Source organism: Streptomyces sp. NPDC048434 (genome assembly GCF_043200375.1).
Lineage (GTDB): Bacteria > Actinomycetota > Actinomycetes > Streptomycetales > Streptomycetaceae > Streptomyces.
The window spans coordinates 187,936-210,776 of the sequence record NZ_JBICXQ010000014.1; the positions used below are offsets into that span (position 1 = coordinate 187,936).

Sequence of the window (22,841 nt, forward strand, 5' to 3'; positions counted from 1 at the left end):
CATGGGGCCGGAAGCGAAGATCGAAGCCGAGATCACGGTACGCAGGGCGCTGGAGCTGCCCGCGCTGCGACGCGGTCTGCCGGAAGTCCTGGCCGGCGGGGACCGGCTGGACCGCCCGGTGCGCTGGGTGCACGCGGGCGAGGTCCCGCATATCGCCTCGCTGCTCAAGGGCGGCGAGCTGCTGCTGACCACCGGGCTCGGACTGGGTGCCCGGCCGTCCGAACAGCGCGCCTTCATCCGCAAGCTCGCGGACCGCGAGATCGCCGCGCTCGTCGTGGAGCTGGGCTCCCGTTTCGAATCCCTGCCGGCCGCGCTGGTCGACGCCGCACGGGACTGCGGACTGCCGCTGATCCAGCTGCACCGCGAGGTTCCGTACGTCACCGTCACCGAAGCGATCCACACCGAGATCATCAACAGCCACTACGCGCTGCTGCGGCGCGCCGACGAGATCCTGCGGCGCTGTACGGACGTGCTGCTGCGCGGCGGCGGCGCTCCCGAGGTGCTCCGGCTGCTGGCCGTCTTCACCGGCAACCCGCTCTGTCTGGAGGCCCCCGACGGCAGCCCGCTGTACGCGGCGGGCCCGGACGCCGACGACGGTCCGGCGGACGCCGATCCGCTGCTGGCCTGGGAGGGCCTGCGCGACACCGGCGTCCGCATCGACGTCCCGGGCGGCGGCCATGGCCCCGACGCGGTCCGCGCCCGCCTCGTCCTGCTGCCCGTGAACGCCCCCTTGGCGCCGGTGCACCGGATCGCCGCCGAGCGCGCGGCCGATCTCCTCGCCGTCGTCATGCTGCAGTCCCGCCAGGAGGAGGTGCTCGCCGCCCGGGGCCGCGGCGACTTCCTCGCCGACCTGGCGGAGGACCGGATCTCCGCGTCCGAGGCGCCCGGCCAGGCCCGTCTGCTGGGCTTCCGCCCCGGCACGGAACCCGTGCTCCCGGTGGTGATGCGACTGCCGGCCGGCCTTCCTTCCCCCGGCAGCTGGGCGCTCCTGGCCCAGGCCCTGCGCGAGGAACTCGCCGCCCCCGGGGTGCCCGTGCTCCTCGGCGTACGCCCCGTGGAGGGCCGGGTCCCGATGCTCATCGCACTGCGCGCCGGCCAGGACCGCGAGGCGCTCGCCGACCGGATCGCCGAGGCACTGCGCGCCGGAGTCGTCCGCGCGGGCCTGGACCGGCCGGCCGCGCACCGCCCGGTGGTCGTGGTCGGTACCCCGGGCGACTGGGCGGCGGCGGGCCCCGGCCTGCGGCATGCCGCGGAGGCGGCGGCCGCGGCCCAGGGACTGCCGGAACAGCCCTGGTACGACGCGCGCCGCCTGGACATCGAGCTGTTGCTGTGGCGGATGCGCGAACACGGCGAGCAGGGAGTACTCACCGACTTCGTGGAGCGCGCCATCGGGCCGCTGCTCGCCCATGACCGTGGTGCCCGTCAGCCGCTGCTGCCGACGCTGGAGGCCTATCTGGCCAGCGCGGGCCGCAAGGCCGAGACCGCCCGCGACCTGAATGTGAACCGGCAGACGCTGTACGACCGGCTGGCCCGCATCGCCCAGCTGCTGGGCACGGACCTGGACGATCCGCAGACGGTCCTGGGCCTGCGGCTGGCCCTGCGCGCCAGGCGCCATACGGACAAGCCGTGACGGGCGGCGGGTCGGGGGCGGCTGCCGCGGGAGGTGGCGACCCCTAGGGGTGGTCACGGGAGCGGGTCGCCGGCCGGATTCAGCGGGGCGGCATTCCACGGGACGGCTTGCTGCCCCGCGACCGGCGCGGCCGCCGTCCCCCTCGGCTGAACCGGTGGGACCAGGTCGGACCGGTTGGCCCGGCGGCATCGGCCGACTCGGCTACACCGGCTGAATCGGCTGGGTCAGCTCGTCGTAGACGCTGAGGACCTGGGTGACGGTGTCGTTCTCGCTGGGCCAGCCGGCCGATTGGGCGCGGCCCGCCGCGACGAGCGCATCCCGCCGTGCGGGGTCGGCGAGGAGCGCGAGAACCGTACGGGCCAGGGCGGCGGCGTCGCCGTAACGCACCAGTTCCGCGGCCCGGCCGACCAGTTCGCGGGTGCCCCCGGTGTCGGTGGCGACCAGCGGCACCCCGGCCCGCAACGCCTCCTGGGCGATCAGCGAGCGGGCCTCCCACCTGCTGGGCAGCACCACCAGGTCGGCGGCGGCGAGGAGTTCGGGCACATCGTCGCGGCGGCCGAGCAGCTGGACGGGCAACTGCTCGGTGTCGATCCGCCGCTGCAGCGCGGCCCGCTGCTCGCCCTCCCCCGCGATGGCGACCAGCGGCTGCGGGTCGAGCGCGCACCAGGCATGCGCCGCGTCCAGCAGCAGGTCATGCCCCTGGCTCAGGTCGAGACGACCGACCGCGAGCAGCAACGGGCGGTCCACCGCGCCCAGTTCGGCCCGCTCCTTGTGGCGCATCCGGTCGTGGCACTCGGGCTCGGCCGGTACGCCGCCCGGCCGGGGGCGCGGAATCGCGACCGGCGCGAGCCGTGCGTCGCGCGCGCCCCGATCGCGCGCCCGGTCCACGAGGTCGGAGCAGGCTCCCAGGACGACGGCGGCCGCCCGCGCCACCCGCCGCTCCATCAGATGCACCAGCCCGGCCCGTGCGCCGTCGATGTGCGCCTTGGTGTGCCAGGTGATGACCAGGGGAACCCGCCGCCCGCCCCGGGGGCCGCGCAGTCCGCGCAACGCCATCGAGGCACGCAGACCGGCCCGCAGACCGTGCGCATGCACGAGGTCGGCATCCCAGCAGGCGCTGCGCAACGAGGCCACGCTCGCCGGATCCGCCCGTGGAGGGACATACACGAACCGTGCGCCCGCGCCGGTGAAGTCGTAGGCCTCTTCGGTCTCCGGCGTGGCACAGACGGTCACCCGCACCCCGCGCGCGACGAGCCCTTCGGCCAGCGAGCGGACATGCGCGGCGCTGCCGGCGCTGCCGTGCCCCAGCACCTGGACCGTGCGCAGCGGCGACAGCCCGTGCGCCGAGGTCGGGGTGCTGATCACGTGGTCGGGGCTCCTGGGTCGGGGCGGACGGGCCGTACCGTCGAGTCGGTCCGTTTTCTGCGGGGTGCTGCGACGCGCGCAGGGCGACCACCCTCCTGCCCGGCGGACGGACAGGACGAGGCGAACACACCCGAGACTGCGTACCGCGCCCAGGATGCCAGCCCGGCGACGTCAATTCGGCACCGTCCGCCCGCCGTTCCGGTGGGAAGTCTCACCCCAGCACCCACCAGATCACCCACATGGGCGACAAACCGCCCGCGCGGGTTAACGGCTCGTTCGAGTGAGTCCACTTCCTGGAGTGCGCCTGCGCCATGGCAGGGGGCGCGTACGCCGTCGTCCGGAGCGCATTGTTGTTCGTCCGGTTGTTCGTCCGGTTCGGCGGGCTGCGGGACGGCGTACGAAGGGCCCGGGGAGGGCGGGGCGCCTCCCCGGCCAAGGCAGTGGTCAGTTCCTGACCGGCTTCGGGCGGACGGCCTTCGGACGGACGGCCCCGACGGACGACCCCGGACCGACGACCTTGGGATGGACGGCCCCGTAGCGACGGCCCCGGGCGGACGGCCATCGGACGGTCGGCCTCACCCCTCCGCGGCCTCAGATCGCCGCGGCCGCCCGGCTGACGCGGTCCCCCGCGGCCGCGGCGGCGACCAGACCCGCGGCGTGTGCGGCCAGTCCCCGGCGACAGTTGCCCGTGACGATGGCAAGGCCGAGCGCCGCGCCGAGGGCGTGCGCCCCGGCGTCCCCGAGCATCGTGCGTTCCCCCAGGTCATCGCCGACGACGGCTGCCGCTGCCCCCATTGGCGCCGCGGACAGCGGGCCCGCCGGACCGCGGCGCAGCAGTCCGGGCGCGCCGAGGGCCAGTACGGCGCCGACCGCCCGGCCCGGCCGGACGTCCAGGAGGTTCACCAGATGGGCCGAGCCCGCGATTACGACACCGGCCAGGAGCTTGTCGGCCGGGCGCTCCTTGAGGAGAGCCCCCGCCGCGAGCCCCGCGGCGCCGATCCCGAACAGCTTCACGGTTCCGCTGGTGACTTCTTTGTCCCGGAGTGCCGAGAGGTGCGCCCGGAATCCACGGCGGGGGTCACTGGCGCCGAACACGTCGTCGTACGCCCCGCAGCCCCCGGCGGCCAGTACTGCCACCGCCGCGGCGGTCCGGGTCCGGGCGGGCAGTCCCGGTGAGGCGGCGGCGAGCGCGGTACCGGTGGCCGTGGCGAGCCCTGCGTGCAGGTTCACGATCCGGCCGGCGTAGTTCTTCCGCTCCCACAGGACGGCACCACCCGGCGGCCGCTTCCTCAACGCCGTGTACGTGACCCTGGTCGCCCCTGCCGCCCCCAGGAGCGCCGAGATCCGCCCCCGCACGCCGTTGCCTGCCACCGCCGCCATGTCACTCCCCTCGCCCGGCACCCTGCCGGGCTCAACTCCCGTCACCCTAGGGCGCATCACCCGTCACCCCCTGCCGGGACGACGCGCTCCAGGCGCGAACTAGCCCTGCGCCCCGGCCGTCACCGGCTGGTCGTGGTGCAGTTCCGCGAAGAGCTTCTTCGCCCGTGCCGTGTCCCACTTCACGGCGCTGCCCTGGGGGGTCTTGAAGCCGAGGCTGGAGACGGGGACATGGATGCGGGTGCCGTGGCCCGCCGAGACGCTCTTCATCGCTTCGAAGAGCGAGGTGAGGTTCCACAGGCTCATGTCCTTGTCGACGATGAGCGTGCCGAGGCCCGCGTTCATCGTGGGGTAGACCTTGGACGGGTTGAGCAGGGTGCCGGGTGTGGCCGTTTTGTGCGAGAGCGCGGCCAGGAATTTCTGCTGGTTCCGGCTGCGGCCGAGGTCGCCCTGGGCCTCTTGGTGGCGCTGGCGGACGAACGCGAGCGCGGCACGGCCGTCGAGCGTATGGCAGCCCTTGGTGAGGTTTTCGCCGGACTTTTCATCCTTGACGGGCTTGTCCAGACACATCGGCACTCCGCCGACCGCGTCCACGATGCCGACAAAACCCGCGAAGCCGATCTCCGTGTAATGCCCGATCTGCAGGCCCGTGTTGTGCTCGATGGTCCGTACGAGCAGCTCGGGACCGCCGCGCGAGAACGCCGCGTTGAGCTTGCCCTTCGACGCGGCGTAATGCTTGCCGGTCTCGGGGCGGATGTACGACGGGATGGTCACCCAGGAGTCGCGCGGCAGGCTCATCATCGTGGTGCCGTGGGCGCCGGTGTGCAGCAGGATCATCGAGTCGGTGCGGCGGCCCGCGTCCGCCGAGCCGCCGGTGTGCAGGTCCTTCAGCTGCTTCCCGGACAGGCCCTGGCGGCTGTCGGAGCCCACGATCAGATAGTTGGCGCCCTTGCCCGGTGACGGCCGGCCGGCGAGCTTGCCGAGGTCGACGTCGCGCTCAAGCTTGATGTCGGCCCATGTGTAGGTGCCGACGGAGGTGAGCAGGGTCACGGCGATCAGGAGCACCACGAGCCGTAGGATCCGGCGGCCCCAGGTGGGGCGGGTGGCCGGCGGCCGGGTGCTTCTGCGCACCGGCCCACTGCGTCCGCCGTACGGGCCGGGCCCGCCGGGCGGGAACGCTAGGCCGGCCGGAGGAGCGTCGGTCCGGGCCGGGACGGCCGCGGCATACGGGTCCTCGCCGCCCGGATGGCCGGGCAGCGGTCGGGCGGTGGCCGGCTGCGGCGGGTACGGGGCGTGCTGCCATATCTGCCCCGTGACGGCACGCGGGGGCTTCGCTGTGCCGCCGTAACGGTTGGCGTCAGCAGACCCGTCCAGCCAGTCATTCATCAGCGCACAGTCTGCATGCTTACGAGCCCTTCACCAAATGGCCCGTGGTTCTGCACCAGAGGAAGGGCGCCCAGGGGGTGCAATGAGGGATTTGTGCCTGATAAGGCATTCGGGCGGGCGGAGTCTGCGTACGGGAGCTGGGGTGGGGCCAGGCGGGCGGGCGGTGGGGGCCACCCGGAGGCGGGGCGGGCGTCCTGTGACGGGGTCCGCCCCAGCAGGCTCGTTCACCTCGACGACAGGCGCTTATGTGCCACCGGCTGCCCGATCTGCTGCGCGGCGGTCCCGGAGCGGTGCATCCGGTGCCACTTCAGGCGGGTGCCGAGCAGGAAGGCCACGACGGACTGGATGACGACGAGATACATCAGCTGCCGGTAGACCAGGAGCTGGAACGGCATCGCCCACAGCGCCCGCACCTTCTCCCCGTCCAGTCGCAGCGCATATCCGGCGCAGAGCAGCTGCACGAACAGGAAGCCGCACCAGACGCCGGCCGACTGCCAGGGGCCGAGGAAGAGCACCCCGAACAGCGCGAAGATGTCGACGATCGGCGCGAACAGTGGCAGGGCGACCTGGAAGAGGGCCAAGTAGCTCAGCCCACGGCGGCCGAAGCGTCCGGCCGGGCCCATTCCGATGACGGCCCGGCGGTGCTTCCACATGGCCTGCAGGGTGCCGTAGCACCAGCGGTAGCGCTGCCGCCACAGCTGGCTCAGCGAGGTGGGCACCTCCGTCCAGGCGACGGCGGACTCCTCGAAGACCACCCGCCAGCCCGCCTGCCACAGGGCCATCGTCAGGTCGGTGTCCTCGGCGAGCGTGTCCTGGCTGACCCCGCCGACGCCCATCAGCGCGTCCCGGCGGAAGGCTCCGATGGCACCGGGGACCGTCGGCATACACTCCAGCACCTCGAACATCCGCCGGTCGAGATTGAACCCGAAGACGTACTCCAGGTGCTGCCATCTGCCCAGCAGACGGCGCCGGTTACCGACCTTGGTATTGCCGCTGACCGCGCCGACGACCGGGTGGGCGAGCGGCTGGATGAGCCGGTAGACGGCATCCGGCTCGAAGACGGTGTCGGCATCGACCATGACCACGATGTCGTACCGGGCATGGGCCAGACCGGTATTGAGGGCGGCCGCCTTGCCCGCGTTGGACTGCCGGATCACCCCCACCCGGGGATCGTCGATCCGGGCGGCGAGGTCCGCCGTCCGGTCCGTCGACCCGTCGTCTATCACGATGACCTGCAGCTGCCGGTGGGTGGAGGCGAGCAGCGAACGGACGGTGGACTCGATGCCCGCCTCTTCGTTGTAGGCGGGCACGAGCACCGTCACCGGTTCCATGACCTCCCGCAGCCGGGGCGAGCCGGGGCGGAAACGGGTCAGCCGCCGGACGTGGGCACGGGCGAAGAACACCAGCATCGCCAGTCGCAGCAGCCCCAGCCCGCCCGCAATGGCGAGCACCCAGGCCATCCCGCTGACGAAGGCGCGCCCGAGGGCCTTGGCCCAGATCAGGGCCGTACCGGTCCAGCGCTCGACGGCGGAGACCGGCTCGTCGGGCGAGGGCTGCCGGACTCCCGCCGTCACGGTGGTGAACTTGGCGACCTTCGGGTTGTCGAGCAGCTCCTTCGTTCCCAGGTACGCGAGATCGTTCTGGCTGAACTGCCGGATCACGCCCTGCGAAGGGTTGCGGAACCACCGGTCGGCGGCGACCAGGGTGTACCCCTCCGCGCCGGCCTTCTCGGCGGCCTTCCACTCGGCGCCGCACATGGTGTCCACCGCAGTGGTCTGCGGCAGCCGCAGCAGCTTGGTGTGGATGCCCGCGCTGCCCGCCAGCGCCTTCTGCGTGAGCGACAGCTCCAGCGAGGCGCGCAGCGGCGAGGACGCACCCATGGCGGCGCCGGTGTAGGTGTTCGAGCCGACCTCATGGCCCTCGGCCCGGATCCGCCGCACCAGGTCCGGGTGCTGGGCCGCCTGGGCGCCGCGGAGGAAGAACGTGGCATGAGCGTGGTGCTTGCGCAGCAGGTCGAGCAGCCGGGGTGTCCATACGGGGTCGGGTCCGCCGTCGTAGGTGAGCGCCACCGTACGGGGCGGCACCGCGGACGAGGCCACCTTGCCGTCGTGGAACCGCAGCACCGGGCCGCCCTTGTCGACGGACCTGGGCACGGGGCTGGTGCAGTCCTTGCGTGTCTTCGCGGCATCGACCTCGTGGGTGGTCCAGCCCTCGAAGAGCAGGGCGCCGAACATCACCGGGAGGACCAGGATCAGCAGCAGCCAGTGGCCGCGCGGGTCACGGGACTGCCGGTGCCGGGCGCGGTTCGCGCGGCGCCTCACACTGCCCCCGGGGTGCCGGGGACCGGCGCCGATGTGGTGCAGCTGCGGACAACGGAGGTCCGGTACGGCTCATTCATGACGGCATCGAGCGGCATCCGCGCAACCCCCGTGCGCCTGGCGGAAGCATCGGCGCATGGTCGGTCATCGCATATTTTGTGCTGCTTTATATGCCGTCTGAGCTCGCACATGGTGGGCGAGTGTACTCATGACCGATCCGGGGTACGCGGCGCTGATCATGAGCGCCCCGTGCCCGGCGCAGGGGGTCACACCAGCGCAAACAGCGGCACAGAGCGAGGGCGGGCGGTCGACGTCGCGGCGGGCACGCCGTGACCAACGCCACTGGCGCGGGCCGGCTCACCGGCCGCCGTCGGCCTGCAGTCGTGGATGCGCGGTCCCCGCCCGGTTGTGCCGCGGGTGCTCCCGCCGGCGGCCGACGGCACAGGCGGGAAGGGGACGCTGCTCACACCCCGGGGCCGAGGGGGCGCAACGGCTCGGTCCACGCTCCGTACGCGCCGGTCAACGGCACTCCCGGAGCGACGCCGCATGCCCGGACCGCACGTCTAGCTCCCCGTGCGCGCCGTCTCCAGCAGCTCCTCGGCGTGCGCGCGGGCCGTTTCGGAGTCCTCCTGGCCGGCCAGCATCCGGGAGAGTTCGCGGACCCGCTCCTCGCCCTCCAGGACCGTGACGCCGCTCCTGGTGACCGACCCGTCGTTCGTCTTCGCCACGAGCAGCTGGCGGTCCGCGAACGCCGCGACCTGCGGGAGGTGCGTGACGACGACGACCTGTGCCGACTTCGCGAGCCTGGCCAGCCGCCTGCCGACCTCGACGGCCGCCTTGCCGCCGACCCCCGCGTCGACTTCGTCGAAGAGGTATGTCGGTACGGGGTCGGAGCCGGCGAAGACCACCTCGACGGCGAGCATCACCCGGGAGAGCTCACCGCCGGACGCCCCCTTGGCGATCGGCCGGGGCGGTGCGCCCGGGTGCGGGGCCAGCAGGAGTTCGACCTCGTCGGCGCCGGCCGGTCCGTAGGCCACGGTGCGGCCGCCGACCTCGATGCCGTCGGCGTCCTCGGCGACCTCGGTCTGGCGGATCTCGACGGTCACGCGGGCGTGCGGCATGGCGAGTTCGGCGAGTTCGGCGGTGACCGCGTCGGCGAAACGCTGTGCCGACGCCGTGCGGACATCGGTCAACGTTTGTGCCAGTTCGCCCAGTTCGGCGCGCAGCGCGTCCCGTTCGGCGGCCAGCTCGCCGATCCGGTCGTCGTCGCCGTCCAGTTCGGCGAGCCGGGCGGCACTCTCCTCGGACCAGGCGAGCACCGCCGCGATGTCCTGGCCGTACTTGCGGGTCAGATGGTTCAGGGCGGCGCGGCGCTCCTCGACCGCGGCGAGCCGCAGCGGGTCGGCGTCCAGCCCGTCCGCATAACTGGCCAGTTCGCCCGCCACGTCCGCCATCAGGATGCCGATCTCGCCGAGCCGCTCGGCGAGCGCGGAGAGTTCCTGGTCGTGGCTGCGGACGGCCTCCAGCGCACGGTGTGCGCCGGAGGCCAGAGTCGTGGCGTCGACGCCCTCGGGGTCCTCGGGATTGCCGGCCAGCGCGGCGTGCGCGGCGGTCGCCGCGGTGGCCAGTGCCTCGGCGTGGCCGAGCCGCTCGGCCTCGGCGGCGAGGTCGGTGTCCTCGCCGGGCTGCGGCTCGGCCTCCGCGATCTCGTCGAGGCCGTAACGGAGCAGATCGGCTTCCTGCGACCGCTCGCGGGCCCGCGTCGTCAGCTCGTCCAGCTCGGTGGCGACGGCGCGCAGCCGGCGGTGGGCGGCGGTGTACTTGGCGAGCGGAACCGCGACCGTGTCCCCGGCGTAGCGGTCCAGCGCCTGGCGTTGACGGGCCGGCCGCAGCAGGCCCTGCTGGTCGGTCTGGCCGTGTACGGCGACCAGGTCGTCGGCCAACTCCGCCAGCAGGCCGACCGGTACGGAGCGGCCGCCCACGTGGGCGCGCGAACGGCCCTCCGCGGAGAGCGTGCGGCTGATCAGCAGCGCGCCGTCGTCCAGCTCCGCGCCGGCCTCCTCGGCCCGGACGGCAGCGGGGGCCCCGGGGCCGACGCTGATCCTGCCCTCCACGACCGCCGACTTGGCGCCGATCCGCACCAGGGCGGGGTCGGCGCGCCCGCCGAGCAGCAGGCCGAGGCTGGTGACGACCATGGTCTTGCCCGCGCCGGTCTCGCCGGTCACCGCCGTGAAGCCCGGGGACAGCTCGACAACGGCGTCGTCAATGACACCCAGGGACCGGATCCGCATCTCCTCCAACACGGATACGACCTTACGAGGTCCAAGGGCCGCCCCGCGACGGCCTCCCCTCACTCCTGCCGCCGACCCTGCGGAAAACCCCACCGGAAAACGGAGGAATTCCGCATGGTGTGCGATCACGCTCTGCCGTCAGGCTGATCACAGTCAGGAACGAAGGGTGTGCTCATGGCGAGTGGAACGGCGTATGTGGCGCTGCGTGGCCGGCGTCCCCCATTCACCGGGACGGTGCCCGCCTTTGCCGAGGCAGGGGTGGCGATCCCGCTCACCGCGACCGTGGTCGGTGCAGGGAAGACGCTGCTCCTTGCGGCCGGTGCGGACGGCGTCCCGCCCGTCGTGCGGCGGGCGCGGCCGGACCGCTGCGCCGGGAGTACGGCCGTCGCCTTGCTGCTCGATCTGATCTCTATGTCGATATCTGGATTGGCCTCGATGAAGGAACGGCGGTCCCCCGGCAACGTCGCGGAGGCAAGGGCGCTCGGTCCCCCGGCTCCGCCCGGGGCCGGTATCGCACCGCAACGAAATCGAGATGCGCGCAGGAGCGAAGTCGAGTGGGTGACCGCGACGCTCAAGATCGACAGGGTCTGGCTCCTGCGGCTGCTCGCCGGCATGCCCGCAGGTGTCGTGTGTCGGCTACGGCCGGTCCGTGCGGCGCAACAGCGCTGTCCACAGGAAAGGTTCGCCGAAGTGCGGGGACTCCGGCCCCTCGTCGTGCATACGGCGCAGTTCCGCCTCCGACAGACCGGAGAAGATCCAGCGCAGGGACTCCGAGGTGTAGGCGAGGCCGCCGTGGAGGCCGGACTGGCGGTAGAAGTCGGCATCGCCGAGTTCGGAGCCCATCTCGCCGGCCGCGAAACAGGTGAGGGCGAGATGGCCGCCGGGTGCCAGGGACCGGTCGAGGAGGGCGAGATAGCTGATGCGGCGGTGGGGCGGCAGATGATGGAAGCAGCCGGAGTCGTAGATCAGGTCGTACGGGCCGTTGAGTTCAGTGTCCGCGAGGGTGAACGCGTCGCCGCAGCGGAACCTGATGTCGGCTCCCGCTTCGCGGGCGCGCTCCGCCGCCCAGGCGATGGCCGCCGGGGAGAGGTCGACAGCGTCCACCGCGAAGCCCGCGGAGGCCAGGTGGAGTGCGTTGCGGCCCGGGCCGCACCCGAGGTCGAGGGCGCGTCCTGGAGTGACCAGCCCGCGGTCGAGGTACGAGACCAGGTTCTCGTCGGGCTTCGCCACGAAGAACGGCACCGGCTTGGAGCGGTCCGCGTAGAAGCCGTCCCACCAAGAGGCTCCCTCCGCTGTCCAGCGGTCGGCCTCCGGCGCGAACAGGCCGTCCAGGAGCGTGAGTACGTCCTCCACGGTGCGGATGTTCCGGTCCATCCGGCCCCCCTTCCCCTGTCCCCGGAGCGTAGCGCCGGATGTCGCAAGAGCCCAGATCAGGTGGTGCGGCCGGATGCTGTGACGGACCGTGTGAGGGGATTGGACAAGGACGGGAAGGGTGCCACTCACGGCTGGGGGCGGCGCACCGCCCATGCCCCCGGCGCGGGGCGGTACGGGGGCGATCCCCGCCGCGCCGGTCCCTGTTTCCCGGTGAGGTGCCGGACCGCCCCTGAAAGGCCCACCCGGGGCACGCACAGGGGCTGTCCGGCGCTGATCAGCCGGTGGTCCGCCGGACGGTTTCTACTGCGGCGCTCCCCGCCAACCCGCCACCGGGAGGGCGAACTTGGCGACCAGACGATCCGTGAAGGAGGCGTGATGCAGACGGGCCAGGCGTACGGGTACGGCGCCGCGGCGGACCTCGACGCGGGCGCCGGCGGGCAGTTCGATGCTGCGACGGCCGTCGCACCACAGGACGCCGTGCGGCGTCTTGGGCTGGACCTCGACCGCCAGGACGGAACGCGGCGAGGTGACGAGCGGCTTGGCGAACAGCGCATGGGCGCTGATCGGGACCATCAGCAGGGCCTCGACCTCGGGCCAGACCACCGGGCCGCCGGCCGAGAAGGCGTACGCGGTGGAGCCGGTCGGCGTCGCACAGACCACGCCGTCACCGCCGAAGCGCGAGACGGGCCGGCCGTCGACCTCGGTCACGACCTCCAGCATCCGCTCCCGGGCGGCCTTCTCCACCGACGCCTCGTTCAGGGCCCAGTCGGTGTAGACGACATTGCCGTTGTTGCGTACGAGGACATCGAGCGTCATCCGCTCCTCGACCTCGTAGGCGCGGGTGACGACCCGGTCGACGACCTTGTCGAGGTCGTCGCGTTCGGCCTCCGCGAGGAAGCCGACCCGGCCGAGGTTGACGCCGAGCATCGGGACACCGGACGTCCTGGCGAAGTCCGCGCCACGCAGCAGCGTGCCGTCCCCGCCCAGGACCACCAGCAGTTCGCAGCCCTCGGCCGCGCACGGCTCCGTCGCGACGCGCTCGACCGACGGCGGCAGCGGCAGATCCGCGGCCTCCTCCGCCAGCACCCGCACTCCGATGCCGCAGCGCAGCAGCCCCTGGACAACGAGTTCGGCGCTGCGGATGGCCGCGGGGCGGCCGGTGTGTGCGAGCAGGAACACCGTCCGCGCGGCTTCGGTGTTCCCGTGTGCTGCGTTGCCTTCAACTGCCTGGGTAGTGGTCAACGAGGCCCCTCCGCCACTGCACGGTCGACGTCCGCCGGGTCGAGTGCAGGCGCCCCGGCGCGCAGCCACAGAAAGTACTCGACATTTCCCGAAGGTCCAGGCAGCGGGCTCGCAGTTACGCCAAGTACGCCAAATCCCAGCTCGGCCGCCCGCCTCGCGACGGCGCCTACCGCCTCGGCCCGCAACTCCGCGCTGCGCACCACCCCGCCGCTGCCCAGCCGCTCCTTGCCGACCTCGAACTGCGGCTTGACCATCAGCACCAGGTCGGCGTCGGGTGCCGCACACGCCGCCAGCGCGGGCAGTACGAGCCGCAGCGGGATGAACGAGAGATCGCCGACGATGAGATCGACGGGCTGCGAGTCGATCTGTTCGAGGGTCAGCTCGCGTACGTTGGTGCGGTCCTTGACAGTGACCCGGTCATCGCTCTGCAGCGACCAGGCGAGCTGTCCGTATCCGACGTCGACGGCGACGACATGACCGGCACCGGCCCGCAGCAGGACATCGGTGAAACCACCGGTCGAGGCGCCCGCGTCCAGCGCACGCCGGCCCTCGACCTTCAGGCCGAGCGGTGCGAAGGCGGCGAGGGCTCCGGCGAGCTTGTGCCCGCCGCGCGAGACATAGTCGGGATCGCTCTCGTCCTCGCGTACGACCACGGCCGCGCTGGTCTCCACCTGAGTGGCCGGCTTGGTCGCGGTCGCACCGCCGACGGTCACCCGGCCCGCGGCGATCAGCTGGCTCGCGTGCTCGCGCGAACGGGCCAGCTTGCGGCGCACCAGCTCCGCATCGAGTCGGCGTCGTGCCACTCCTGCCACCTGTGGTTCAGCTCCTGTTGTCGTGCGGCGTCGGGAAAGTCGAGGAAGGTGTGGGCGGCCCGGGGTGCTGGTCGAGAGCGGCCAGCACCTCGCGCAGCCCACGATGCACATCCTCGTACACCTGCAGGTGCCCGCTCGCCGGGAGGTGGTCGGCATCGGCGAGACGACGCAGCGTGGTATCGACCGCGGCCTCTCCGGTCGGTGTCGTCCCTACCCCGATCGGCTGCGGCTCGGCTGCGCCGCCGCCCGGCTCGGCCACGGCGTCCGGCCGGACCCGCCGGCCGTCCCGCTCGGCCGCGCCGCTGCCCGGTTCGGCATGGCCTGCCTCCACGGCTCCGGCAGCTTTCACGTCTCCCGCGGCTTCCACTTCTCCCGCAGCTCGCACGACCCCGCTGCCCTCACCTTCCCCGGACGGCACGGGCTCCCTCGGCACGGGCTCCCTCGGCACGGGCTCCCTCGGCACAGGCTCCCCGGGCCGCGCGGGCTCCCCTGGCGCGGCTCCCGCGGGTGCCTCCGGCTCCGGGCCGGACGTCGGCTCTTCCATGCCCCCGACGCTACCTTGGCAAAGGCTGACAAGGACGAACGAGCCGTCCCCGACCTGGCGTATCGTCGATCACGATGGCAACCCTCGACCAGTGCCGCGCCGCTCTCGACCGGCTGGCCCAGAATCTGTCCTCGGCGGACGGCAACGTCCGCAGCGCGGCCGCGTTCGACCGTTCTCTCAGCTGCCGCATCACGGATCTCGATGTGAGCTTCCTCGGGAGGCTGTCCGACGGCTCCATCCAGGAGGTGACCAGCATCCCCGGCCCGCCTCCGCACAAGGCGCAGATCCGCCTGTCCATGGCCGGCGACGATCTGGTCGCCCTGGTGGACGGAAGGCTGAACTTCGCCAAGGCCTGGGGCAGCGGTCGCGTCAAGCTGGAGGCCGGCCTGCGCGACCTGCTGCGCCTCAGGACGCTGCTGTAGTCGCAGCCTCTTCCTTGGTGCTCCCGACGGCCCCGTTCCCGTCGGCTTCCTTCCCCTCGACCGCGCCGCCGTCGACCGGATCCCCGTCAGTCGGCCCCCCGTCGGCCGACTCCTCGGCCGGGGCTCCGTCGGCCGAAACCCCACCCGTTGCGGCCCCGTCGACCGTTTCCCCGCTTCGCCCCGCCCGCTGCTGCTGCGCCGACGCCGGGCCCCCTCCCGCGCCCCCGTTACGGGGCTTGCGCGCGGCCGGGATGACCAGCGGGGTGCCGGACTCCGGGTCCTCGATGATCTGGCAGCTGAGCCCGAAGACCCGTTCCACCAGCTCCGCCGTGACGATGTCGGCCGGCGCCCCCTCGGCGAGGACCGCGCCGTCCTTCATGGCGATCAGATGGGTCGCGTAGCGGGCCGCGTGGTTGAGGTCGTGCAGCACCGCGACCAGCGTCCGCCCCTGCTCCTCGTGCAGCTCGGCGCACAGGTCGAGCACCTCGATCTGGTGCTGGATGTCCAGATACGTCGTCGGCTCGTCGAGCAGGAACAACGGCGTCTGCTGGGCCAGCGCCATCGCGATCCACACCCGCTGCCGCTGCCCGCCGGACAGCTCGTCGACATAGCGTTCGGCCAGCTCACCGACCCCGGTGGCCGCCATCGACTCCTGGACGATCCGCTCGTCGTCGGCCGACCACTGGCGCAGCAGACCCTGGTGCGGATAGCGGCCGCGCGCCACCAGGTCCGCCACGGTGATCCCGTCCGGGGCGATCGAGGACTGCGGCAGCAGCCCGAGCGTCCTGGCGACCTTCTTGGCCGGCAGTGCGGAGATCGCGGAGCCGTCGAGCAGCACCGATCCCGTGGCCGGCTTGAGCATCCGCGAGAGCGCGCGCAGCAGCGTGGACTTACCGCAGGCATTCGGGCCGACGATGACCGTGAAGGAGTGGTCGGGGATGGCCACCGAGAGGTTCTCGGCGATGACCCGCTGGTCGTAGGCGAGGGTGACATTCTCAGCCGTAAGACGGCTCACTTCGGAACTCCTGGGGTTGTCGTGTTTCTGCTGTTGCCCGGCGCGCACCGCACCGTCGTCGCCCGGCGTACGCGCCGCCGCCCGGCGCAGACCGCGGCGCTCTTCCGCGCCGGGCCGTCCGCTCACCACCGCCCGGCCCGCCGGCTCTCCGCCCCCGGCCCGTCCACCCGTCGCACCCGGCTGCTCATATCCGTCCCGCCTTGCGCTCCGTGGCCAGCAGCCACAACAGATAGCCGCCGCCGAGGACGCCGGTCAGCACACCCACCGGCAACTGGTCGGCGCCGAAGAGCCGCTGTGCGGTCCAGTCCGCGGCGACCAGCAGCACGGCGCCCATGAGGGCGGACAGCAGCAGGTTGGGGCCGGGCAGGGGAGCGCCCCTCCCCGCGCCCTTGAGGAAGCGTGGCAGGGACAGCCGACGGGCCAGCTGGGGTGCGGTGAGCGCCACGAAGGAAATCGGCCCGGCCGCCGCGGTGGCGGCGGCGACGAGCACGACCGCCGCCAGCAGAACGACGATGCGGACCCGCTCGACCCGTACGCCCAGCGCGCTCGCGGCGTCATCGCCCATCTCCAGCATGCGCAGCGGACGCCCGTGGAACAGCAGCAGCGGGACGAGGACGACGCAGACCGCGGCGAGCGGCCAGAGCTGGTCCCAGTCACGGCCGTTGAGGGAACCGGTCATCCAGGTGGTGGCCCGGGTCGCCTCGACGATGTTCGCCTTGGTGAGGAGGTAGAGCACCATCGCGTAAAGCATCGCGCCGGCGCCGATACCGACGAGCACGAAGCGGTAGCCGTGGATGCCGCGCTTCCAGGCGAGCAGGAAGATGGCGATGCCGGTGATCACGCCGCCGACGACGGCTCCGGCGGCGACCGCAAAGGTCCCGGCCTGGAAGTAGACGATGACGACCAGCGCGCCGACGGACGACCCCTGCGCGAACCCGAGGACGTCCGGGCTGCCCAGCGGGTTGCGCGAGACGGTCTGGAAGACCGCCCCGGCGATTCCGAACGCGGCGCCGACCAGCAGCCCCACCAGCACCCGCGGCAGCCGCAGGTCCTGCACGATGAACTCCTGGCCGGGGTCGCCGCCGCCGGTCAGTGTGCCGATCACCTCGGCCGGGGTCATCGGGTAGTCGCCGGAGCCGATCAGTGCGATACCGGCGGCCAGCGCGACGGCCAGCAGCACCAGTCCGACCACCACGGCGGGCACGTCCAGGCGCACCGAGAGCCCGCCCCTGGTCCGCACCACCGTGACCCGCCGGGCCGCCCCCGCCCGCCGGCCGCGCGCGGCCCCGGACTTCGCCGCCGCCTCGGTGCTCTCCTCGGTGCCCTTCCCGGGCTTCGCAGTCGCGCTCACAGCTGGGCCATCCTCCGACGCCGTACGAGATAGATGAAGACCGGGCCGCCGACGACGGCCGTGACGATGCCGACCTGCAGCTCACCGGGCCGGGCCACCACCCGGCCGAGGACATCTGCGCCGAGCAGCAGGACCGGCGAGAGCACCGCGGAGTACGGCAGGATCCAGCGCAGGTCGGGCCCGGTGATGGCCCGTACGGCATGCGGAACCATCAGGCCCACATACACGATCGGGCCGCAGGCCGCGGTCGCCCCGCCGCACAGCAGGGTGACCGCGAGCATCGCCACCACCCGGGTGCGGGTCAGCCGGGCGCCCAGCGCCCGCGCCTGGTCGTCGCCGAGCGCGAGGGCATTCAGCGGCCGGGCGATCAGCAGCGCGAGCACACCGCCCACCGCGAGAAAGGGAGCGATCCGGCTGACCGTCGGCATGCCGGCCGAGGCCAGTGAACCCACCGTCCAGAAGCGCATCTTGTCCAGGGCCGCGGTGTCCATCAGATTGACGGCGTTGATGTAGCCGACGAGGACGGCGGTCAGCGCGGTGCCGGCGAGGGCGAGCCGTACGGGTGTGGCGCTGCGGGTACCGCCGAGGACGTACACCGCGACGGAGACCACCGCGGCGCCGGCGAACGCGAACCACACATAGCCGGTCAGCGAGGTGACGCCGAAGAAGCTGATTGCGGAGACGACCGCGGCCGAGGCGCCGGCGTTGATGCCGAGAACTCCGGGGTCCGCCAGCGGATTTCGGGTGAGCGCCTGCATGACCGTGCCGGCCAGGCCGAGCGCGGCCCCGATGATCAGGCCGAGCAGGGTGCGGGGGAAGCGGACATCGCGGATGACCACGTCGGTGTCGGAACCGGAGTAGTGGAACACCCCGTGCCACACCTGGTCGAGGGGGATCTGTTTCGCGCCGACGGCGATACCGAGGACGGCGATCACGGCCAGTACGGCCACGGAAGCCACCAGCCCGGCGGAGCGCAGCAGATGCCGCCGCCGGGGGGTCACGGGAGCCGGGGCCGTTGTTGCTTCGGGGGGACTGTCAACCAACACGATGGTTAGGTTAGCCTACCCTCACATTTGACTCGCAGGCCCTCCCAGAGAGAAGCACAGCCATCATGAGCACCTCCCGTAGCGTCACCCCGTCCCGTCGCGGCATCCTGGCCGCGGGCGGTGCCCTCGGCATCGGTGCCCTGCTCGCCGCATGCGGCGGCGACAAGGGCTCGGGGGGCACCAACAGCGGCGCCAAGACGGGCCCGTGGTCGTTCACCGACGACCGTAAGCAGAAGGTCGCCCTGAAGAACACCCCGCAGCGCATCGTTGCCTTCACCGGCACCGCGGCCGCACTGCACGACTTCGGGATCGACGACCAGATCGTCGGCGTCTTCGGCCCCACCAAGCTCAAGAACGGCAAGCCCGACCCGCAGGCCGGTGACCTGGACATCGACAAGGTCACCATCATCGGCAACGCCTACAACCAGTTCAACGTCGAGAAGTACGCGGCGCTGCGCCCCGATCTGCTGGTCACCAACATGTACGAGCCGGGCGCGCTGTGGTTCGTGCCGGACGACAGCAAGGACAAGATCACCCCGCTCGCCAAGACCGTCGCCCTCACCTCCTCCCGCGTCCCGCTCATCAAGATCATCGAGCGCTACGCCGACCTGGCCAAGTCGCTCGGCGCCGACCTGAAGGCCAAGAAGGTTACCGACGCCAAGGCCCGCTTCGAGAAGGCCTCCGCAGCGCTGCGCAAGGCCGCCGAGTCCCACCCGGTCAAGGTGCTCGCCTGCTCCGGCAGCCCCGACCTCTTCTACGCCTCCAACCCCGGCATCAACGCCGACCTCAGGTACTACAAGTCCCTCGGCGTCGATCTGATCGTCCCCGACCACCTGGACAAGGGCGGCTACTTCGAGAGCCTGAGCTGGGAGAACGCCGACAAGTACAAGGCCGATGTCCTCCTGCTGGACAACCGGACCGCCACCCTCCAGCCCAAGGACCTGGCGGCCAAGCCCTCCTGGGCCAGGCTGCCCGCCGTCAAGGCCGGCCAGATCACCCCCTGGTCGAGCGAGCCGCGCTTCTCCTACGCGGGTGCCGCACCGCTCATCGAGTCGCTCGCCAAGGCGATAGAGAGCGCCAAGAAGGCCAACTGACGTACGGCCGCGGCGATCCGGCGCCCGCGGGTCCCAGCGGTCCGCCGCGGCCTCACCCACCCCCACCACCGCCCCCGGGAGGTTCCCGCATGACCACGACCGTCGCCCCGTCCACCGCACCGTTCCGCTTCTTCGATGTGCACGTCGTCCGGTCCCAACGGCTGAGCCCCTCCATGGTGCGGATCACCTTCGGCGGCGAGCGGCTCGCGGAACTGGCCTCCGGCGGTCGCGACCAGCGCTTCAAACTCTTCCTCCCGCAGCCCCACCAGGACCGGCCGGTCTTCGACGACACCGGCGACGGCTGGTACACCGCCTGGCGGGCACAGGATCCGGCCGAACGCGCGGTGATGCGCTCGTACACGATCCGCGAACAGCGCCATGAACCGTGGGAGTTCGATGTCGACTTCGCCCTGCACGGCGCCGAGCCCGACACCGCCGCCACGGCGGGCGGACCCGCCTCCCGGTGGGCCGCCCATGCCCGGCCCGGCGACCGGCTGACCGTCCTCGCCCCGGCCGTCGAGAACAACGGCGGCGTCGACTTCCGGCCGCCGGCCGGCACCGACTGGATTCTGGTCACCGGCGACGAGACGGCGCTGCCCGCGATCGCCGGCATCCTGTCCTGGCTCGCCCCCGGCACCCGGGCCGAGGTCTGGATCGAGATCGCGCACGAGGACGACCGGCAGCGGCTGCCGACCTTCGCCGATGCCGACGTCCGCTGGCTCGTCCGGGACGAGGCGGCCGGCGCGGACAGCGAGCCGGTGCTCGACGCGCTGCGCGCCGCCGAGCTGCCCGAGGGCACGCCGTACGCCTGGATCGCCGGCGAGTCCGGGACCGTCAAGGCGGTGCGCAGGCACCTCGTCCGCGAGCGCGGCATCGACCGCAGGGCCGTGAAATTCACCGGCTACTGGCGCCGCGGTGCCACCGAGGAAGACCTGATCGCGGAGCTGACCGCCGCCGCGACGGCGGCCGACGCGGACTGAACCACGCGCCGGGGCCCGGCTCCACAAACCGGGCCCCACCTCTCACTTTCCGATCCGCGCCAACGCCTTCCCCGCATCCGCCGCGCAACTGCCGTCCCCGGCAGCCGTCCAGGCCGCCGCGCACAGCGCCCGCAGCCCGTCCAGCGGGGTCCCCTCACCCGTCACGACCAGCGCGTCGCCGGCCACCTCGGCCCGCCAGCCGCCGCACCGGAACCCGCCGTCGTCCGCGGTCACCTCCGGCTGCGGCGTCAGCAGCCCGCGCAGATCCTCGTCCACATACGCGGGACGGTGCTGCGGCGGGGCGGCCAGCAGTTCGGCGGGGGTGGTGACGCCGGTGAGCACCAGCAGCGAGTCGACCTCGCCGTTGTAGGCGCCCTCGATGTCGGTGTCGAGCCGGTCGCCGATCACCAGCGGCCGCCGCGCGCCGGTCCGCAGCACCGTCTCCCGGTGCATCGGCGGCTGCGGCTTGCCCGCCACCTGCGGCGATCCGCCCGCGGCGATCCGGACCACCTCCACCAACGCACCGTTGCCGGGGGCGATCCCCCGCTCCTTGGGAATCGTCAGATCGGTGTTGGACGCGAACCACGGCACCCCGCGCTGCACCGCATACGCGGCCTCCGCCAGCCGCTCCCAGTCCAGCATGGGGTCGAAGCCCTGCACCACGGCCGCCGGGTCGTCCTCCGCCGAGCGGACGGGATCGAGGCCGCGCTCGCGCAGCGCCACCCACAGCCCCTCACCACCGACGGCCAGCACCCGCGCGCCCGCCGGCACCTGCTCGGAGATCAGCCGCGCCACCGCCTGCGCCGAGGTGATCACATCGTCCGGACCGGTCGGCAGTCCGAAACCGGACAGTTGGTCGGCAACGGCCTGCGGCGTCCGGGCGGCGTTATTGGTCACATAGGCGAGGTGCATACCGCCGTCGTGCGCGCGCGTCAGCGACTCCACGGCATGGGCGATGGCCTGTCCGCCGGCGTAGACGACCCCGTCCAGATCCAGCAGCGCCGTGTCGTACGCCTCGCTCAGCGGGCGCCGGCACCCGTCGGGCTGCCTGCGAACCTGCTCGTTCATGCCGTTTCGCTCCTCGCTCCCACACGTCGTACGAAGAGAGCCGCCGCGTACCGGACGCGCGCTCACGGCGCCGCCGGATACACCCGTTCTCCCCGTCGCGCATCCCGATATTTCCAGCCACGCACGGGCTGTGCCCCGATCTTCCCTCATCGGCCGGGCGGCATAGCATTCTTCAATGACGAGTACCGACGGCCTCCGCCTCCTCCCGTTCCGCGGGCTGCGTTACGACCGGGAACGGGTCAGCAGCCTGACCGCTGTGACGTCCCCGCCGTACGACGTCGTGGTCCGGCCGGACGGCGTGCGCCACTTGGAGACCGCCGACCCGTACAACATCGTCCGGCTGATCCTCCCCCACGCCGCGGACCCCACCACCCGCCACCGCCAGGCCGCCGACACCCTGCGCCGCTGGCGCGCCGAGGGCGTGCTGCGGCAGGACGCCGAGCCCGCGCTGTACGTCTATGAGCAGCGCTCCGGCGAGGTGCTGCAGCGCGGGCTGATCGGGGCGCTGAGCCTGGACGGACCGGTGCTGCCGCACGAGGGCGTCATCCCGGAGGTGGTCGAGGACCGGGCCGCCCTGATGCGCGCGGCGGCCGCCAATTTCGAGCCGTTGCTGCTCTCCTACCGCAGCCAGGGCACCGCGACCGGCGCCGCCGCGGTCATCGAGCGCACGGTGGAGCGCGACCCGCTGCTGGCCACCACCACCGAGGACGGCTTCGCGCACCGCCTGTGGGCGGTCACCGACCCCGCCGATCTCGCCGCCATCGACGACGATCTCACCCGCCGGCAGGCGCTGATCGCCGACGGCCACCACCGCTGGGCGACCTATCAGCGGCTGTACGAGCGGCTGCCCGGTGCCACCGCCGCCTCGCCCTGGGCGTTCGGCCTGGTGCTGCTGGTGGACACCGCCCGCTACCCGCTCCAGGTCCGCGCGATCCACCGCGTACTGCCGCATCTGCCGCCCGCCAAGGCGCTGGCGGATCTGGCCGGCGCCTTCCGGGCCCGTACCCTGCCGGGCGAGCTGTCCGCCGCCCTGGAGGCCCTGGAGGAGACGCCCGGCACCGCCTTCGTCCTGGCCGGCGGGCCGGACTCCTTCCACCTCCTGGACCGTCCCGATCCCGGCCTGCTGGACCGTACGATCCGCCGGGACCGGCCCGAGGCCTGGCGGCAGCTGGACGCCACGGTGCTGCACTCCGTCCTGCTGGACGAGGTCTGGCACATCCCTGACCACCCGTCGGACATCAGCTATCTGCATCACACCGGTGCCGCCGTCGAGCAGGCCGCCCGGCACGGCGGCACCGCGGTCCTGATGCGCGCCACCTCCGAGGAGACGGTCCGTCAACTCGCGGAGCACGGCGTGACAATGCCACGGAAGTCCACCTCCTTCGGGCCCAAGCCCGCGACGGGTCTGGTCCTGCGCACCCTGGACGACCACGAGAACTGAACCTCCCGGGCCGCCCCCTCCACGGCACCCCGCACCCCACCCGAGGCGTGGTTAGGTTAGCCTTACCTAACCACGTCGCACGGGT

The 22,841-nt window shown here is 72.6% G+C and carries 17 protein-coding genes and 1 pseudogene; 5 read left to right on the plus strand and 13 right to left on the minus strand.

The genetic code is table 11. The features are described from left to right. Position 1: 1 nt before the first annotated feature. Positions 2-1,630, plus strand: a complete 1,629-nt coding sequence (locus ACGFWI_RS18770; RefSeq protein ID WP_393907075.1) for a PucR family transcriptional regulator — start codon at positions 2-4, stop codon at positions 1,628-1,630. A gap of 201 nt (positions 1,631-1,831) precedes the next feature. Here the strand turns inward: ACGFWI_RS18770 and ACGFWI_RS18775 are convergent, their stop codons facing one another. From ACGFWI_RS18775 to ACGFWI_RS18815, 9 genes are all read right to left on the minus strand, one after another. Further along, positions 1,832-2,995, minus strand: coding sequence for a glycosyltransferase family 4 protein (locus ACGFWI_RS18775; RefSeq protein WP_393907076.1), 1,164 nt, complete (start codon positions 2,993-2,995; stop codon positions 1,832-1,834). A 591-nt stretch (positions 2,996-3,586) separates the two neighbouring features. Next, the gene (locus tag ACGFWI_RS18780) at positions 3,587-4,375 is read right to left on the minus strand and encodes a hypothetical protein (protein WP_393907077.1); all 789 of its coding nucleotides are present in this window, start codon (positions 4,373-4,375) and stop codon (positions 3,587-3,589) included. Positions 4,376-4,474: 99 nt separating this feature from the next. Then, a complete protein-coding gene (locus tag ACGFWI_RS18785; protein WP_393907078.1) occupies positions 4,475-5,758 on the minus strand; it encodes an LCP family protein in 1,284 nt (427 codons plus the stop codon). Between the two features lie 224 nt (positions 5,759-5,982). Further along, positions 5,983-8,079 (minus strand): bifunctional polysaccharide deacetylase/glycosyltransferase family 2 protein, encoded by a 2,097-nt coding sequence (locus tag ACGFWI_RS18790; RefSeq protein ID WP_393907079.1) that lies wholly within the window; start codon positions 8,077-8,079, stop codon positions 5,983-5,985. A gap of 560 nt (positions 8,080-8,639) precedes the next feature. Continuing rightward, positions 8,640-10,367, minus strand: coding sequence for a DNA repair protein RecN (gene recN / locus ACGFWI_RS18795; protein WP_393907100.1), 1,728 nt, complete (start codon positions 10,365-10,367; stop codon positions 8,640-8,642). A gap of 636 nt (positions 10,368-11,003) precedes the next feature. Then, complete coding sequence (locus ACGFWI_RS18800) at positions 11,004-11,741, minus strand: class I SAM-dependent methyltransferase (protein WP_393907080.1); 738 nt, start codon at positions 11,739-11,741, stop codon at positions 11,004-11,006. 300 nt (positions 11,742-12,041) lie between these two features. After that, positions 12,042-12,983 (minus strand): NAD kinase, encoded by a 942-nt coding sequence (locus ACGFWI_RS18805; RefSeq protein ID WP_393907081.1) that lies wholly within the window; start codon positions 12,981-12,983, stop codon positions 12,042-12,044. Next, complete coding sequence (locus tag ACGFWI_RS18810; protein WP_393907082.1) at positions 12,980-13,795, minus strand: TlyA family RNA methyltransferase; 816 nt, start codon at positions 13,793-13,795, stop codon at positions 12,980-12,982. The genes ACGFWI_RS18805 and ACGFWI_RS18810 overlap by 4 nt, the downstream gene beginning before the upstream one ends. A 7-nt stretch (positions 13,796-13,802) precedes the next feature. After that, a complete protein-coding gene (locus tag ACGFWI_RS18815; RefSeq protein ID WP_393907083.1) occupies positions 13,803-14,144 on the minus strand; it encodes a hypothetical protein in 342 nt (113 codons plus the stop codon). 269 nt (positions 14,145-14,413) lie between these two features. On the opposite strand from ACGFWI_RS18815, the gene ACGFWI_RS18820 reads away from it, so the two are divergent. Continuing rightward, positions 14,414-14,761, plus strand: a complete 348-nt coding sequence (locus tag ACGFWI_RS18820; protein WP_393907084.1) for a sterol-binding protein — start codon at positions 14,414-14,416, stop codon at positions 14,759-14,761. 211 nt (positions 14,762-14,972) lie between these two features. Here ACGFWI_RS18820 and ACGFWI_RS18825 read toward each other — a convergent pair. The 3 genes and pseudogenes from ACGFWI_RS18825 to ACGFWI_RS18835 form a co-directional block, all read right to left on the minus strand. Continuing rightward, positions 14,973-15,776: pseudogene (locus ACGFWI_RS18825) on the minus strand (ABC transporter ATP-binding protein); the annotation flags it as partial. Positions 15,777-15,960: 184 nt separating this feature from the next. Next, on the minus strand, positions 15,961-17,127 hold the full coding sequence (locus tag ACGFWI_RS18830; RefSeq protein ID WP_393907085.1) for a FecCD family ABC transporter permease: 1,167 nt from the start codon (positions 17,125-17,127) through the stop codon (positions 15,961-15,963). After that, positions 17,124-18,128 carry a FecCD family ABC transporter permease gene (locus tag ACGFWI_RS18835; RefSeq protein ID WP_393907086.1) on the minus strand — a complete coding sequence of 335 codons (1,005 nt, stop codon included), beginning with the start codon at positions 18,126-18,128 and terminating at the stop codon, positions 17,124-17,126. Before ACGFWI_RS18835 ends, ACGFWI_RS18830 begins: the two co-directional genes overlap by 4 nt. Positions 18,129-18,238: 110 nt before the next feature. On the opposite strand from ACGFWI_RS18835, the gene ACGFWI_RS18840 reads away from it, so the two are divergent. Both ACGFWI_RS18840 and ACGFWI_RS18845 read left to right on the plus strand, forming a co-directional pair. Beyond that, on the plus strand, positions 18,239-19,267 hold the full coding sequence (locus ACGFWI_RS18840) for an ABC transporter substrate-binding protein (RefSeq protein ID WP_393907087.1): 1,029 nt from the start codon (positions 18,239-18,241) through the stop codon (positions 19,265-19,267). Positions 19,268-19,356: 89 nt separating this feature from the next. Beyond that, positions 19,357-20,247 (plus strand): siderophore-interacting protein, encoded by an 891-nt coding sequence (locus ACGFWI_RS18845; protein ID WP_393907088.1) that lies wholly within the window; start codon positions 19,357-19,359, stop codon positions 20,245-20,247. A gap of 42 nt (positions 20,248-20,289) precedes the next feature. Here ACGFWI_RS18845 and ACGFWI_RS18850 read toward each other — a convergent pair whose 3' ends face one another. Beyond that, positions 20,290-21,315 carry an HAD-IIA family hydrolase gene (locus ACGFWI_RS18850; protein ID WP_393907089.1) on the minus strand — a complete coding sequence of 342 codons (1,026 nt, stop codon included), beginning with the start codon at positions 21,313-21,315 and terminating at the stop codon, positions 20,290-20,292. Positions 21,316-21,490: 175 nt separating this feature from the next. Here ACGFWI_RS18850 and ACGFWI_RS18855 point away from each other — a divergent pair, with 175 nt between their 5' ends. Then, positions 21,491-22,756 carry a DUF1015 family protein gene (locus tag ACGFWI_RS18855; RefSeq protein WP_393907090.1) on the plus strand — a complete coding sequence of 422 codons (1,266 nt, stop codon included), beginning with the start codon at positions 21,491-21,493 and terminating at the stop codon, positions 22,754-22,756. The last annotated feature ends 85 nt before the right edge of the window (positions 22,757-22,841 follow it).